General features: G+C 65.7%; 14 protein-coding genes and 2 pseudogenes. 10 read left to right on the forward strand and 6 right to left on the reverse strand.

What is annotated here, in order from left to right; genetic code table 11:
* The 3 genes from cydB to cydP are packed head-to-tail and all read right to left on the reverse strand — an operon-like array spanning position 1 to position 2,938.
* The gene (gene cydB, locus SFA35_RS14340; protein ID WP_320571204.1) at positions 1 to 1,143 is read right to left on the reverse strand and encodes a cytochrome d ubiquinol oxidase subunit II; all 1,143 of its coding nucleotides are present in this window, start codon (positions 1,141 to 1,143) and stop codon (positions 1 to 3) included.
* On the reverse strand, positions 1,143 to 2,741 hold the full coding sequence (locus tag SFA35_RS14345) for a cytochrome ubiquinol oxidase subunit I (protein WP_320571205.1): 1,599 nt from the start codon (positions 2,739 to 2,741) through the stop codon (positions 1,143 to 1,145). Before SFA35_RS14345 ends, cydB begins: the two co-directional genes overlap by 1 nt.
* Entirely contained in the window at positions 2,738 to 2,938 is a 201-nt protein-coding gene (gene cydP, locus SFA35_RS14350) for a cytochrome oxidase putative small subunit CydP (RefSeq protein WP_320571206.1), read from the reverse strand. The genes SFA35_RS14345 and cydP overlap by 4 nt, the downstream gene beginning before the upstream one ends.
* A 194-nt stretch (positions 2,939 to 3,132) precedes the next feature.
* Between cydP and SFA35_RS14355 the strand changes: the two genes are divergently transcribed.
* Positions 3,133 to 4,320 carry a hypothetical protein gene (locus SFA35_RS14355; RefSeq protein ID WP_320571207.1) on the forward strand — a complete coding sequence of 396 codons (1,188 nt, stop codon included), beginning with the start codon at positions 3,133 to 3,135 and terminating at the stop codon, positions 4,318 to 4,320.
* Here the strand turns inward: SFA35_RS14355 and SFA35_RS14360 are convergent.
* Positions 4,289 to 4,720, reverse strand: coding sequence for a carboxymuconolactone decarboxylase family protein (locus SFA35_RS14360; RefSeq protein WP_320571208.1), 432 nt, complete (start codon positions 4,718 to 4,720; stop codon positions 4,289 to 4,291). The genes SFA35_RS14355 and SFA35_RS14360 overlap by 32 nt on opposite strands.
* Before the next feature lie 89 nt (positions 4,721 to 4,809).
* Between SFA35_RS14360 and SFA35_RS14365 the strand changes: the two genes are divergently transcribed.
* The 4 genes from SFA35_RS14365 (at position 4,810) to SFA35_RS14380 (ending at position 8,730) form a co-directional block, all read left to right on the forward strand.
* Entirely contained in the window at positions 4,810 to 6,261 is a 1,452-nt protein-coding gene (locus SFA35_RS14365) for a PLP-dependent aminotransferase family protein (RefSeq protein ID WP_320571209.1), read from the forward strand.
* 68 nt (positions 6,262 to 6,329) lie between these two features.
* Positions 6,330 to 6,620 carry a hypothetical protein gene (locus SFA35_RS14370; protein WP_320571210.1) on the forward strand — a complete coding sequence of 97 codons (291 nt, stop codon included), beginning with the start codon at positions 6,330 to 6,332 and terminating at the stop codon, positions 6,618 to 6,620.
* A 122-nt stretch (positions 6,621 to 6,742) separates the two neighbouring features.
* Positions 6,743 to 7,747, forward strand: coding sequence for an MDR family oxidoreductase (locus SFA35_RS14375; protein ID WP_320571211.1), 1,005 nt, complete (start codon positions 6,743 to 6,745; stop codon positions 7,745 to 7,747).
* Between the two features lie 98 nt (positions 7,748 to 7,845).
* Positions 7,846 to 8,730, forward strand: coding sequence for an alpha/beta hydrolase (locus tag SFA35_RS14380; RefSeq protein ID WP_320571212.1), 885 nt, complete (start codon positions 7,846 to 7,848; stop codon positions 8,728 to 8,730).
* 13 nt (positions 8,731 to 8,743) lie between these two features.
* On the opposite strand, the gene SFA35_RS14385 is transcribed toward SFA35_RS14380, so the two are convergent.
* Positions 8,744 to 9,184 carry a hypothetical protein gene (locus tag SFA35_RS14385; protein WP_320571213.1) on the reverse strand — a complete coding sequence of 147 codons (441 nt, stop codon included), beginning with the start codon at positions 9,182 to 9,184 and terminating at the stop codon, positions 8,744 to 8,746.
* 291 nt (positions 9,185 to 9,475) lie between these two features.
* Here SFA35_RS14385 and SFA35_RS14390 point away from each other — a divergent pair, with 291 nt between their 5' ends.
* From SFA35_RS14390 to SFA35_RS14400, 3 genes are all read left to right on the forward strand, one after another.
* Entirely contained in the window at positions 9,476 to 10,180 is a 705-nt protein-coding gene (locus SFA35_RS14390) for a 3-oxoacid CoA-transferase subunit A (RefSeq protein WP_320571214.1), read from the forward strand.
* 8 nt (positions 10,181 to 10,188) lie between these two features.
* Complete coding sequence (locus SFA35_RS14395; protein WP_320571215.1) at positions 10,189 to 10,833, forward strand: 3-oxoacid CoA-transferase subunit B; 645 nt, start codon at positions 10,189 to 10,191, stop codon at positions 10,831 to 10,833.
* A 187-nt stretch (positions 10,834 to 11,020) separates the two neighbouring features.
* The gene (locus SFA35_RS14400; RefSeq protein WP_414058546.1) at positions 11,021 to 11,581 is read left to right on the forward strand and encodes a cupin; all 561 of its coding nucleotides are present in this window, start codon (positions 11,021 to 11,023) and stop codon (positions 11,579 to 11,581) included.
* On the opposite strand, the pseudogene SFA35_RS14405 reads toward SFA35_RS14400, so the two are convergent.
* Positions 11,565 to 11,807, reverse strand: a pseudogene (locus SFA35_RS14405) (LysR substrate-binding domain-containing protein); the annotation flags it as partial. The gene SFA35_RS14400 and the pseudogene SFA35_RS14405 sit on opposite strands and share 17 nt — an antisense overlap.
* Here SFA35_RS14405 and SFA35_RS14410 point away from each other — a divergent pair.
* Together SFA35_RS14410 and SFA35_RS14415 are read left to right on the forward strand one after the other, a co-directional pair.
* Positions 11,762 to 12,499: pseudogene (locus SFA35_RS14410) on the forward strand (aldo/keto reductase); the annotation flags it as partial. The pseudogenes SFA35_RS14405 and SFA35_RS14410 sit on opposite strands and share 46 nt — an antisense overlap.
* 361 nt (positions 12,500 to 12,860) lie before the next feature.
* Positions 12,861 to 13,763, forward strand: a complete 903-nt coding sequence (locus SFA35_RS14415) for a LysR family transcriptional regulator (protein ID WP_320571217.1) — start codon at positions 12,861 to 12,863, stop codon at positions 13,761 to 13,763.
* The last annotated feature ends 79 nt before the right edge of the window (positions 13,764 to 13,842 follow it).

Genomic DNA, 13,842 nt, shown 5'->3' on the forward strand with positions numbered 1-13,842 from the left:
TCAGTAAAGGCCGTGGGGGTTGCTGGCGATCTGGGCCGTGGTCACCCTGCCCCACATCTTCGCGTAGCACCACAACGTGTAGCCGAGGATCAACGGCACAAAGATCGCCGCTGCCACCAGCATGATGCCCAGGGTCATGCGGCTCGACACCGCGTCATACAGGGTCAGGCTCGAAGCGGGGTCCAGGCTCGACGGCATGACGAACGGAAACAGCGCGAAGCCTGCCGTGCACAGGGTGCCGATGATGGCCAGGCCACTGCCCAGAAAGCCCGTGCGCGGCTGTCGCAGCAGCGCACCGGACAACGCCAGCAGCCCGCCGAGCACGCCGATGACCGGCGCAGTGGCCATCAACGGGTAGCGTACGTAGTTGCCCATCCAGCCCGGGTTGCCCGCCTGCACGGTCTTGGCCAGCGGGTTGAGCGCCAGGTTGGCGTCGAAGCTGGAACTGATCACAAGGCCGCTGATGTGGCCCAGGTCCAGCCACACGCCGGCACCGATGAACGCCAGCAGGTACAGCAACGCCAGTACCCCAGCCGCGCGCCGCGAGCGCTCGGCGATCACGCCGTCGGTGCGCATCATCAGCCAGGTCGCGCCGTGCAGGCCGAGCATGCCCAGGCTGACCAGGCCGGCGAGCAGGCCGAACGGGCTGAGCAACTGCCAGAACGAGCCGTGGTAGGTGCTGCGCAGGCTGTCGTCGAACGAGAACGGCAGCCCCAGCAACAGGTTGCCGAAGGCCACGCCGAACACCAGTGCCGGCACCAGCGCGCCGATGCACAAGGCCCAGTCCCAGCCCTGGCGCCAGCGCGGGTCGATCAGCTTGCTGCGATAGTCGAACCCCACCGGGCGCACGAACAGGGCGAACAGCACCACCAGCAGCGCCCAGTACAGCCCCGAGAATGCCGCAGAATAGACCAGCGGCCAGGCCGCGAACAACGCACCACCAGCGGTGATCAACCACACCTGATTGCCGTCCCAGTGCGGCGCGATGGTGTTGATCACCACCCGCCGTTCGAGGTCGTTGCGGCCCACCAGCGGCAGCAACGCGGCGGCGCCCAGGTCGAAGCCGTCGGTCAAGGCAAAGCCGATCAACAGTACGCCAACCAGCACCCACCAGATCAACTTGAGACTCTCGTAATCGAACATCAACGGACTCCTTGCAGTGCCATGACAGGGGCGACGGGACTGGCCGGACGGTCCTGCTCGAAATGATAACGGCCGGTGTGCAGGCTGCTCGGGCCGAGCCGGGCGAACTTGATCATCAGGTACATCTCGATCACCAGAAGAACGCTGTAGAACGCCACCAGTGCCAGCAGCGAGGACCAGACATCGGCCGAGCTGAGGCTGGAAGCCGACAGGTGCACTGGCAGTACTTCGCCGATCGACCAGGGCTGGCGACCGTGTTCGGCAACGAACCAGCCTGTCTGGGTGCCGACCCAGGGCAACGGCAGGCTCAGCAGGGCCCAGCGCAGCAGCCAGCGCTTGTGGATTTCGTTCCTGCGCGTCGACGCCCAGAAGGCGCAGACGAACAGCAGCAGCATGAGCACGCCGCTGAGCACCATCAGGCGGAAGGTCCAGAAGATCGAGGCCACGCCGGGGATCGAATCGAGGGCTGCCTGGCGGATCTGCGTCGGGCTGGCATCGACCACCTGGTCGGTGTATTTCTTGAGCAACAGGCCATAGCCCAGGTCTTTCTTGCGCGCATTGAAGTCGGCCAGGGTCTGCTCGCTGCGGTCGCCAGCGCGCAGCTGCCCGAGCAAGCCGTAGGCAAGCATGCCGTTGCGGATGCGCCCTTCGTGCTCGCGCACCAGGTCCTTGATGCCGATCACCGGGGTGTCCAGCGATCGGGTGGCGATCAGGCCCATCACGTAAGGGATCTTCACGGCGTAATCGGTACGCTGCTCGGCCTGGTTCGGTAGCCCGAACAAGGTGAAGGCCGCCGGCGCCGGCTCGGTGTCCCACTCGGCCTCGATGGCCGCCAGCTTGGTCTTCTGCACGTCGCCGATCTCATAACCGGACTCGTCGCCGAGCACGATCACCGAGAGCACCGAGGCCATGCCAAAGGCGGCGGCGATGGCGAACGAGCGCCGGGCAAACCCGGTGTCGCGGCCCTTGAGCAAATACCAGCTGGAGATCGCCAGCACGAACACCGCACCCGTCACATAGCCGGAAGCGACCGTGTGCACGAACTTGACCTGCGCCACCGGATTGAGCAGCAGCTGGCTGAAACTGGCCAACTCCATGCGCATGGTCACGAAGTTGAATTCGGCGCCCACCGGGTTCTGCATCCAGCCATTGGCGATCAGAATCCACAGCGCCGAAAGATTCGAACCCAGCGCCACCAGCCAAGTGACGGCCAAGTGCTGGACCCGGCTCAGGCGCTCCCAGCCAAAGAAGAACAGGCCGATGAAGGTCGATTCGAGGAAGAACGCCATCATGCCCTCGATGGCCAGCGGTGCACCGAAGATGTCGCCCACATAGTGGCTGTAGTAGGACCAGTTGGTGCCGAACTGGAATTCCATGGTCAGTCCGGTGGTGACTCCCAGTGCGAAGTTGATGCCGAACAGCTTGCCCCAGAAGCGGGTCATGTCTTGGTAGACCTGCTTGCCGGTCATGACATACACCGACTCCATGATGGCCAGCAGAAAGGTCAGGCCGATGGTCAGCGGCACGAACAGAAAGTGGTACAGCGCGGTCATCGCGAACTGCAGCCGGGAGAGATCGACGACTGATTCGGAAATCATTTCGATGGGTTCTCGAGAGAGACGGAGGGCACGCCGAACAGGTGTCGGCCGACGGTATCGGTGTCGTGCGCCGCGCCCGCCGCCTGGCCGAACCAGAGCAGGTGAATACCCCACAGCAGCAGTACCTTGACTACCAGGATCAGGCTGATTTCCCGGGCCAGCGATGTGTTAAGGAAGGCGAAGTGGGCAGGCATCATGGCGACTCGACACAGATGCGCCATTGTTCGCCTGCAGCGGCGGCGGGCCTTTGATTCAAGTCAACGAATGGGCATACGGAGGCTGCGGCAAAGCGTCTCGATTGACAGCCGCGAGCCTGACGGGCATCGCTTTATAGCAATTCTATCCGTTCTGGTATAATTTATACCTCTGAAGATAATCAAGGATAGTCATCATGAGCATAGTCCGGCGGATATTCAGGCGTGCAGCCTTGGCGGACGCTTTGGCGCGTGATCTGGGCGGCGACTCCTTTATCGACTACAGCTCGGGCATGTTCCTGGCAGCCCCGCGGCGTACCGGCAAGAGCACCTTCCTCAACAATGACCTCATCCCCGCCTGCCAGGTGCAGGGCTGGCTGCCGGTGTACGTCGACCTGTGGGCCGACCGCGAAGTCGACCCGGCACTATTGATCTGCAACGCAGTCGCCAGTGCGCTGAACGCCTTCGACAGCAGCGCGCGCAAGACCCTGAAAAAGGCGGGTATCGACAAGATCAACCTGCTGCGCACCCTGAGCTGGGATTTCAGCAAGCCGCAGCTGCCTGCCGGCACCACCCTGGCCCAGGCGCTGGAGGTGCTGCATGAAGTGTCGGGGCAGATGGTGGTGCTGATCATTGACGAAGCCCAGCATGCCCTCAATGGCGAGAGCGGCGTCAGCGCCATGTTCGCCCTCAAGGCGGCGCGCGATCAGCTCAACCGCGGCAACCGCCCGGACGGCTTGCGTCTGGTGTTCACCGGGTCGAGTCGCGACAAGCTCGCCAGCCTGGTGCTCAAGAGCAACCAGCCATTCTTCGGCGCCACCATCACGCCGTTCCCGCTGCTGGGTGCCGACTTCGTCGCGTTCGTTACCCAACTGTGGAACGGCCGCCTGGCCGCTGACAATCAGTTCGCGCTCGAAGACGTGGAGTATGCCTTCGAGCTGGTCGGGCGCAGGCCGGAAATGCTTGGCAAGCTGGTTGCGGACGTCAGCGTCGGCCAGGGCGAGGCGCGTAACCTCGGCGAGCTGCTGCGCAGCGGCGCCTTGAACCATCAGGCAGGCGTCTGGAGTGACTACGAGAGTGCCTGCAACGAGCTGTCGCCGCTGCAGCGTGCGGTGCTGCAAGTCATGGCCGAGCGGGTCGTGGCCCGGCAGCCCTTCTCGCCTTTCACCGAACAGACCCTGGACGATGTGCGCCGGCATCTGCAGCTGGCCGGCAGTGACACCGAGGCCAGCACGCCCAACGTGCAGAAAGCCTTGCAGGTACTGCGCGCCAAGGACCTGGTGTGGAAGGCCAGCCGGGGCGAGTACGCCCTGGAAGACTCGGCCATGGCGCAATGGCTGACTCGGCCTGCGGTTACAGCTTCATCCCCACCGCCAGGCGGTTGAAGGCGTTGATCAACGACACTGCCAGGGTCAGGTCGGATATCTCCACATCGGAAAAAAGCGCCTGCAGCGGCTGATAAAGCGCGTCGGGCGCGCCTTGTTCGCTGACATGGGTCAGGCATTCGGCCCACGCCAAAGCGGCTCGCTCGCGGGCGTCGAACAGCTCGCTCACGCGCCAGCCCGCCAGGCAGTCGAGCTTGGCCTGAGGCACCTCGCAGTCGCGCAGGGCTTGCGCATGCTTGCCCAGGCAGAAGGCGCAGCCGTTGATCTGCGACACCCGCAGGAACACCAACTCCACCAGATCCAGGCCCAGGGGGCTCTCGAGCAACGCTGTATTGGTAGCGATCAGGCCTTGGTAGGCCGCAGGGGACAACGTGGCGAACGGCAGTCTGAGTTGGCTCATGGTAAAACTCCGATAGAAAGTGAATGCCACCACTCTAGCCACGTCTTGGCCTAAGCTGTAGAGCCAAAAAACGACAAAATGACCAGGCCATGCCTCTTTCCTTCTCGCACCTGAGACCCATCGCCCCGGCCCAGGGACTGCCGCTGTACCGCCAGCTGTATCAGCGCTTTCGTGAAAGCATCGCCGACGGTCGCCTGCAACCGGGTGACCGCGTCCCGGCGGCGCGGGCCCTGGCGGCCGAGCTCAATCTGTCCCGTGGCACGGTCGATGCGGCCTATCAGCTGCTGCTGGGCGAAGGTTATCTGGTCAGTCACGGCGCAGCCGGTACCCGAGTCTCGCCGCAGCTGGCAGCTGCCCTGCCGATACGCGCCGCCGTCCCGCCTGCCGCGCCTGAACGCCCGCCGGTGCATGGCGGCGCTGGCCCCTTGGACCTGCAACTGGGCCTGCCGGCCCTCGACGCCTTCCCGCGCAAGCTGTGGACCCGGGTGATGGGCCGCGAGCTCCGCCAGGGCGGTACGGCCAGCCTGGTCTACCCCGAAGCGCGCGGCCATGCCGGCTTGCGCCAGGCCATCGCCGGCTACCTGGGCATATCGCGCGGGATTGCCTGCCACCCCGACCAGGTGTTCATCTGCGCAGGCTATCGCGCTTGCCTTGACCTGATCGGCCACACCCTGGTGCAGCCCGGTGATCAATGCTGGTTGGAGGAACCGGGCTACTTCATGGCCCGTGAGGTCCTGAGCCAAGCTGGCCTCGAGCTGGTGCCGGTGGCCGTCGACGCGCACGGGCTGGACGTCGCCCAAGGCATCGCCCGTGCCCGGCACGCCCGCTTCGCAGTCGTCACCCCGACCCACCAGAGCCCGCTGGGCATGTCACTGTCGCTGCCGCGGCGCCAAGCGCTGCTGGAATGGGCCAACCGGCAAGCCAGCTGGATCATCGAAGACGACTACGACAGCGAATACCGCTATCTGGGCAGGCCCCTGCCTGCGCTCAAGAGCCTCGATGACCAGGGTCGCGTGCTCTATACCGGCACGTTCAGCAAGGTGCTGTTCCCTGGCCTGCGCCTGGCCTATCTGGTGGTGCCCCCGGCCCAGGTCCAGGCGTTCGCCCACCAGGCCGATCGCTTGCACAACCATAGCCCGCACCTGCAGCAGGCCAGCGTCGCCGGTTTTCTCAATGAAGGTCACTTCGCCCGTCATCTGAATAAAATGCGCCAGCTGTACAAACAAAGGCGCCAATGGCTGGTCCAAGCGCTGCAGCGCCAGTTCGGCGAGCGGCTGGCCCTCAACCCCGGCGCCGGCGGCATGCACCTGGTGGCCGGGTTGCGCAGTGCCGCAGGCGATTGCGATCTGGCGCAGCGTGCCCAGGCGGCAGGCCTGGCGGTCGAACCGCTGTCGCGCTGGTACCTGGGCCCGGGTGCCGCGCAGGGCCTGCTGATGGGCTTCACCAACATCGCCGACGCCGCGCAGGCCGCACAGGTCGCCAGGCGCCTTTATGAGGCGATCCAGGGCGATGGATTACAGCCTGTAGGAGATTGGCCATAGTATTCGCCGGCGCCGGCAGGCATGCTGCGCCCAGGCTTGAGTGGCACCCGTAGCCAAGGAAAACGCTGATGTCGCACTACCGCGAGGACCACCTGAGAATCCTGACGCTGATCGCCGAGCAACGCTGGCTGGCGTTTGGCAGTGACGACGAGGGCTTGCTGCGCGCCTGCGTGTACAGCGGCCTGGTTGCCGCACGCCCGGTGCGCCAGCACCCGGGCAAGACCCGCCTGAGCCTGACGTTGCGGGGGCTGCACTACCTCGACGAACTGCAGCGCATGGACAGCCCGCCGCTGCCGGATGTGGACACCGTGGTGCACCGCCGCCGCGCGGTGGACCGGGTGTGTCAGGCCGCCTCATGAGTCCCCGACCAGCCCGCCAATGAACGCCGCGCCGCCGCTGTCGGCGAGGCCGCCCACAGGTGCGCCAGCCACGACAAAGCCTTATGCTCCAGCCCAGGTCGATCGGTCTGAAAGGAGCCCACATGTTCAATGCCATCGTCATCGACAAAGCTGACCCCGCCAACCCCGGCGACAAATCCACGCGCAGCACCCTCACCCGGCTGGACGACGCCCAGCTGCCGCAAGGCGAAGTCACCGTACGCGTCGACTACAGCACCCTGAACTACAAGGACGCCCTGGCCATCACCGGCCGCAGCCCGATTGCCAGGATCCTGCCATTGGTCCCCGGCATCGACCTGGCCGGCATCGTCGAGCACAGCAGCGACCCGCGCTACGCGCCTGGCGACGCGGTACTGCTCAACGGCTGGGGCGTCGGCGAGAGCCACTGGGGCGGCCTGGCCGGCAAGGCCCGGGTCAAGGCCGACTGGCTGATCCCCCTGCCCGCGGGCATCAGCGCCCGCCAAGCCATGGCCATCGGCACGGCGGGCTACACCTCGATGCTCTGCATCATCGCCCTGGAACGTGCCGGTTTGCGGCCCCAGGCCGGGCCGGTGCTGGTCACCGGAGCCAATGGCGGCGTGGGCAGCATCGCCATTGCCCTGCTGGCGGCCGCTGGCTACCAGGTGATCGCCGCCACCGGCCGACCGCAGGAAAGCGAGCACCTGCAGCGCCTGGGCGCCAGTGAAGTGATCGACCGTGCCAGCCTGTCCGAGCCCGGACGGGCGCTGGGCAAGGAGCGCTGGGCGGCGGCGGTGGACTCGGTGGGCAGCCATACCCTGGCCAACGTCTGCGCCCAGACCCACAGCGACGGCTGGGTCGCCGCCTGCGGCCTGGCCCAGGGCATGGATTTCCCGGGTTCGGTGGCGCCTTTCATCCTGCGTGGCGTCAGCCTGCTGGGCATCAACAGCGTGACCCGCCCCTACGCCGAGCGGGTCAGTGCCTGGGCGCGCCTGGCCGAACAACTGGACTTCAGCCTGCTCGACAGCCTGACCCGGGAGATCGGCCTGGACCAGGCGATCGGCGCAGCGGATGACTTGCTGGCGGGAAGAGTGCGCGGGCGGTTGGTGGTGGCGACCCAGGAGAGCTGAGGGGTCGGCCGAGCCAAGGTGGCAAGCGAACTGCAAAAATGCATTTTCATCCCCGTCCACGGTCAGATTCAGGACCACTGGCCACCCGGATACCCGCCATGCAGCAGATCACCGCCGGCGTCTTGCAGATCGCCTACCTGGACACTGGGCCCGTCGACGGCGAACCGGTGGTGTTGTTGCACGGTTTCCCCTACGACGTGCATGCCTTCAGCGCCGTGGCGCCGCGCCTGACCGCAGCCGGGCGGCGCTGCCTGATCCCCTGCCTGCGCGGCTACGGCGACACCCGCTTCCTCGACCCCGGCACACCGCGCTCCGGCGAACAAGCAGCGTTGGGTGCCGACCTGCTGGCCTTTCTCGACGCCCTGAACATCCCTCGCGCGACCCTCGCCGGCTATGACTGGGGCGGCCGCGCTGCCTGCGTGGTGGCGGCGTTGTGGCCCGAGCGGGTCAGCGGGCTGGTCAGTTGCGGGGCGGGCTACAACATCCAGGACATCGCCAGCGCCGGCCAGCCGCAAGCGCCAGAGGCCGAGCATCGGCTCTGGTACCAGTACTACCTGCATGGCCAGCGCGGCTACGACGGCCTGGCACAGAACCGCGAAGCGTTCTGCCGACTGCTGTGGCAATTGTGGTCGCCGAGCTGGAATTTCAGCGACGAGCAATATCAGGCCAGCGCAGCCGCCTTCGCCAATCCGGATTTCGTCGACGTGGTCACCCACTCCTACCGCCATCGCTTCGGCCTGGTGCCCGGGGACCCGGCCTATGCGCAGATTCAGGCGCAACTGGCGACTCAACCGATGATAGGCGTACCCAGCGTAGTGCTCGAGGGCGCCGATGACGGCGTGGGCCCGCCTTCTCAGGAAGATCGCTCGGCGCGGCACTTCAACGGGCCCTATCGACGCCAGGTGGTGGCCGGGGTCGGCCACAATTTCCCTCAGGAAGCGCCGCAGGCGTTCGCCGAGGCGATTCTCGGGTTGCCAGGCTGAAGCGTCGCGCGGGTTATTTGCCCTGCAGGGCTTCGCTGTGCATCTTCTGAGCCATCGGCGTGTAGTCGTAGGTGGGGTAGAACTCGGTCTTGTAGCCGCCCCAGGCAGTCTCCTCGATGGCCCGGTTGACCTCGCGCAGGCGCGCCGCCGGGACCTTGAGCGTGACCACCTGGCCGATGCCCATCATCACGTACCAGGACACCACCTCGATGCCCTTGGGCGGGAATTGCTTGAAGAAGCCCTGCGCGGCGAGCTCGCGGTTGATTTCCGGCAACGGTTTGGACTGGTCGTGGCGCAGGAAGATGGTCAGCAGAAAGCTGCCATCTTCCAATACCACCGGCGCCGGCGCGTGCGCCTCACCAGTGGCGGGTGGCGATGTGTCGGCAGCTGCGCTGTCGGCCCACGCGGCGGTCAGCAAGGCGGCGCAGACAAGGGTGCGAATCAGCAAGGTCATGGGCATTCCTCAAGGCGGTGACGAGCAGGACTGCCAGCAACCATAGGCCATGGTCAGGCAAGCGCAAATGGCTCGGCCCTGTGCGGTTATCAGATCACGGTTCGATAATCGCACCGATTCCGCTGCACCCCCCTCTCCCTCTCGACCCGACTTGCGGCACCCTATAGGTCAAGCCGCCGATGCAGGGGCGGCTAATCTGATAGTCAACCAATAACAATGTGTCAGGCGCGTCCGTTATCGACTGGCTGTCGTGCCTCGATTCTTCACTCCAGGAAGCACCAGGAGCTCGCTTTGATCAACAAAATCTTTGAGTCCGTTGCCGCCGCCGTGGACGGCATCGCCGACGGTTCGGTCATCATGGTCGGTGGCTTCGGCACGGCCGGCATGCCGTCCGAACTGGTCGACGGGGTGATCGCCACCGGCGTGCGCGACCTGACCATCATCAGCAACAACGCCGGCAACGGCGACCTCGGCCTGGCCGCTTTACTCAAGGCCGGCAGCGTGCGCAAGGTCATCTGCTCGTTTCCGCGGCAGTCCGATTCCTACGTGTTCGACGAGCTCTATCGCGCCGGCAAGGTGGAACTGGAGGTCGTGCCCCAAGGCAACCTGGCCGAGCGCATCCGCGCGGCCGGCTCGGGCATCGGCGCGTTCTACTCGCCCACCGGTTTCGGCACGCTGCTGGCCGAAGGCAAGGAAACCCGGGTGATCGACGGGCGCAACTACGTACTGGAAATGCCGCTGCACGCCGACGTCGCGCTGATCAAGGCCTACAAAGGCGACCGCTGGGGCAACCTGGTGTACCGCAAGGCGGCGCGCAACTTCGGCCCGATCATGGCCATGGCGGCCAAGACCGCCATCGCGCAAGTCAACGAGGTGGTCGAACTGGGTGAACTGGACCCCGAGCACATCATCACCCCGGGCATCTTCGTCCAGCGCGTGGTGGCCGTACAGAGCTACCCGGTCGCTGCTTCAACCTCTTCGTCCGCCGCTGTCTGAGGCCTGCCATGACCACCGTCACCAAGAAACTCTCGCGCAATGAAATGGCCCAGCGCGTGGCCGAAGACATCCTCGAAGGCGCTTACGTCAACCTCGGTATCGGCGTGCCGACCCTGGTCGCCAACTACCTGGGCGACAAGGAAGTGTTCCTGCACAGCGAGAACGGTGTGCTCGGCATGGGCCCAAGCCCGGCGGCCGGCGAAGAGGACGACGACCTGATCAACGCTGGCAAGCAGCACGTGACCCTGCTCACCGGCGGCGCGTTCTTCCACCATGCCGACTCGTTCTCGATGATGCGCGGCGGCCATATCGACATCGCCGTGCTGGGCGCCTTCCAGGTCTCGGTGAAAGGCGACCTGGCCAACTGGCACACCGGTGCCGAGGGCTCGATCCCCGCGGTGGGCGGCGCCATGGACCTGGCCACCGGCGCGCGCCAGGTGTTCGTGATGATGGACCACCTGACCAAGACCGGCGAAAGCAAGCTGGTGCCCGAGTGCACCTACCCGCTGACCGGCATCGCCTGCGTCAGCCGCATCTACACCGACCTGGCGATACTCGACGTGACCCCGGACGGGCTGAAAGTCCGCGAGATCGTCGCCGACATCAGCTTCGAGGCGCTGCAGGAGTTGAGTGGCGTGCCATTGTTGAAATAAGCCGGCCTCGCCGTCTCGGCGCTTTCGCCCCTCCCACGCCAGGCGCCTGCAGGTGGGAGCGGGCGAACGCAGGTCGTGCTGCTTCCTGGCAGCCACCCTCTGCTAGACTGAAACCGGTTGCAATCCTGCCCAACCGGAGCCGTTCACCATGTCCCTCGTGCGCCGCGACTTCACCCGCCTGCTGATGATGGCCTTGATCACCCCCGCCAGCGCCTCCTTCGCTGCCCAGACTTCGCCCGCTGACGTGCAGACCTTGATGTTTCAGCGCAATGACTGGGTGCCCAACAACCCAACCTTGCCGGTACTCGTCTACAAGCAGGCCATCGCCGTGCAGGGCGGCGACCCGGCGGCCCTGTTCGAACAGACTTTCGACCATAACGGCTGGCCGCCGCAATGGCGTTATGGCGTGTTCGACTACGACCACTACCACCTCAAGGGCCATGAAGTGCTCGGGGTCTACAGCGGTCAAGCGCGCCTGATGCTTGGCGGGCCGGGCGGCCAGGAGGTGCAAGTGCGCGCTGGCGATGTCCTCTTGCTGCCGGCGGGCACGGGCCATTGCAACCTCGGCAGCAGCGCCGACTTCTCGGTGGTCGGCGCCTATCCACCGGGACAGCAAGGTGACATCAACCGCCAGGCCGCGAGTGCCGAGCAACTGGCGGCCATCGCCGGCCTGCCCTTCCCGCACAGCGACCCGGTGCTTGGAACAGCCGGCGGCGTGATGCGTTACTGGCTCAAGGCGCCGGCTTGAGCATCAGTTGCGGATGCTCGAACGCGACCGCGTGCAGCACCTCGATGACCCAATCGATGAATACCCGGACTCGCGCAGACAACTGCCGGTGCGGTGGGTACACCGCCGACACCGGCCAGGTCGGCACAGCGAATTCGCTCAGCACTGGCAGCAGGCTGCCCTCGGCGAGTTGACGGCGCACGTGGTAACGCGGCACCTGGATCAAGCCCAACCCGGCTTCGCACGCAGGTCAAGCGCGCCATCGAGGGCAGCCTCAGCCGCCTGAACACCGACTACCTGGACCTGTACTACCAGCACCGCATCGATCCCAAGGTGCCGATCGAGGACACCATCGGCGCCATGGCCGAGCTGGTCAGGGCCGGCAAGGTGCGCCACATCGGCATTTCCGAAGCCAGCGCGGCGACCATCGAGCGGGCGCACAAGGTCCATCCTCTGGCGGCGGTACAGAGCGAGTATTCGCTGTGGTCGCGTGACCCCGAGCACAACGAGGTGCTCGCTACCTGCCGGCGGCTGGGCATCGCCTTTGTCGCCTACAGCCCGCTGGGGCGAGGCTTTCTCACTGGCCAGTTGCGCAGCCCGGAGGACTTCGCCGCCGACGATTTCCGCCGCTTCAACCCGCGCTTCCAGGGGGAAAACTTCAGCCGTAACCTGGCGCTGGTGGCCAAGGTAGAGGCGTTGGCCGCAAGCAAGGGCGTCAGCGCTTCGCAACTGGCGCTGGCCTGGGCGCTGGCGCAGGGGCCGGACATCATTCCCATTCCGGGGACGCGTCAGGTCAAATACCTGGAGAGCAACGTGGCGGCGGTGGATGTGCAGTTGAGTGCCGATGACCTGGCGCAGTTGCAGGCGATATTCCCGGCGACCGGCGCGGTGGCCGGCGAACGCTATGCCGCTGACGGGATGAAGGCATTGAATGGCTGAGGTCAAACCATCCCCCGGGTCGGCGTTGAAGCCTTCGCCAGCTGCGCCGGCTCCTACGCCACCGGTGGCGCAACCGGGGTCGGCGTAGCCGGCGAAGCTGGCGAGGGGCACGACGCATTTTCCCCGCCAAGCCACAAATCAAACCGGCCTGCGGCCTCTCGGGGGCTTCCGGAGCGCCGGACCGGCCCCCTCCCACGTCTGTGGTCGCTCACACGGTCGGCGTAGGAGCCGGCGCAGCTGGCGAGGGCATCACCGCGGTAAGCGTGTGGAATCAGGGCACACCTTGTGCATAGCCAGCTGACGTGTTGCGCAAATCGCAACGGCAGTACGCTGGCAGCCCAGGGCTGTTCTGGAGACCTATGTGAGTTTTACAGCCTTCCGCTACTTCAATGAAGTGGCGCGTTCCAAGGCGATTCGGCGGGCTGCGGACCGCCTGCACGTCACCCCCTCGGCGGTCAGTCGGCAGATCGCCCTGCTCGAGCATCAGTTCGGTGCACCCCTGCTGGAACGCACCAAGAATGGCGTCGAGCTGACCGCCGCCGGGGTCATGCTGGAGCGCTACACCCGCACCCTGTTTCGCGACCTGGAACGGGTTCAGGAAGGCATCGCGGCCTTTCGCTCGCTGGACCAGGGTGAGGTCAAGGTGCACGCCATGGAAGGCGTGCTGGCCAACTTCCTGCCGGAAACCATCGCCGCCTTCCTCGCCCTGCATCCGCACATCGACTTCCAGGTCACCACCTGTTCCAGCGACCTGATCGTCGAAGCGCTGATCCGCGACGAGACCGACATTGGCATCATCTACAACCCCGAACTGCGCTTTGAAATCCAGGTGGTGGCCGAGCGCAAGGAGCCGGTGGTGTGCCTGGTCGCCCCCCATGACGAACTGGCCGGCGAGGCCAGGGTGACCATGCAGCAGCTGTGCAAGCGCCCGCTGGCCCTGCCGCGGCAGAGCTTCGGCCTGCGCCAGCTGTTCGACCGCACCGCCGAATCACGCCTGCTCAAGCCGCGCATCGTCATCGAGGCGAACAACCTGGAAATCCTCCGAGCCACTGCGGTGCTCGGCACCTGCGTGACCATCGGCCCGCAGATCAGCGCCCAGCGCGAGATCGCTGCGGGTCTGCTCAAGGCCATTCCCATCGACCTGGAGGCCTTCAGCAGCGTGCGCTCGGCGGTGTGCGTGCACCAGGAGCGGGTGCCCAGCTACGCCAGCAACGCCTTTCTCAAGTTTCTCAAAGAGCGCTTTCCCATGGCAGCCAGCGCATGAGGGTGTGCAGTTTTGCGCAACACGGCATGCAGCAATCGCGGTTACGCCCCCCGGCAAGGCTTGTGGACTAATGGGCTAT

The sequence above is a fragment of the Pseudomonas sp. HR96 genome (genome assembly GCF_034059295.1).
Classification (GTDB): Bacteria; Pseudomonadota; Gammaproteobacteria; order Pseudomonadales; family Pseudomonadaceae; genus Aquipseudomonas.

Bases quoted from the DNA above. Each gene is read 5' to 3' on its own strand.
- SFA35_RS14385 (WP_320571213.1), bottom strand. From the start codon at position 9,184: ATGACCTTGCTGATTCGCACCCTTGTCTGCGCCGCCTTGCTGACCGCC.
- SFA35_RS14380 (WP_320571212.1), top strand. From the start codon at position 7,846: ATGCAGCAGATCACCGCCGGCGTCTTGCAGATCGCCTACCTGGACACT.
- SFA35_RS14400 (WP_414058546.1), top strand. From the start codon at position 11,021: ATGGCCTTGATCACCCCCGCCAGCGCCTCCTTCGCTGCCCAGACTTCG.
- SFA35_RS14375 (WP_320571211.1), top strand. From the start codon at position 6,743: ATGTTCAATGCCATCGTCATCGACAAAGCTGACCCCGCCAACCCCGGC.
- SFA35_RS14360 (WP_320571208.1), bottom strand. From the start codon at position 4,720: ATGAGCCAACTCAGACTGCCGTTCGCCACGTTGTCCCCTGCGGCCTAC.
- SFA35_RS14370 (WP_320571210.1), top strand. From the start codon at position 6,330: ATGTCGCACTACCGCGAGGACCACCTGAGAATCCTGACGCTGATCGCC.
- SFA35_RS14395 (WP_320571215.1), top strand. From the start codon at position 10,189: ATGACCACCGTCACCAAGAAACTCTCGCGCAATGAAATGGCCCAGCGC.
- SFA35_RS14345 (WP_320571205.1), bottom strand. From the start codon at position 2,741: ATGATTTCCGAATCAGTCGTCGATCTCTCCCGGCTGCAGTTCGCGATG.
- SFA35_RS14355 (WP_320571207.1), top strand. From the start codon at position 3,133: ATGAGCATAGTCCGGCGGATATTCAGGCGTGCAGCCTTGGCGGACGCT.
- cydB (WP_320571204.1), bottom strand. From the start codon at position 1,143: ATGTTCGATTACGAGAGTCTCAAGTTGATCTGGTGGGTGCTGGTTGGC.
- cydP (WP_320571206.1), bottom strand. From the start codon at position 2,938: ATGATGCCTGCCCACTTCGCCTTCCTTAACACATCGCTGGCCCGGGAA.
- SFA35_RS14365 (WP_320571209.1), top strand. From the start codon at position 4,810: ATGCCTCTTTCCTTCTCGCACCTGAGACCCATCGCCCCGGCCCAGGGA.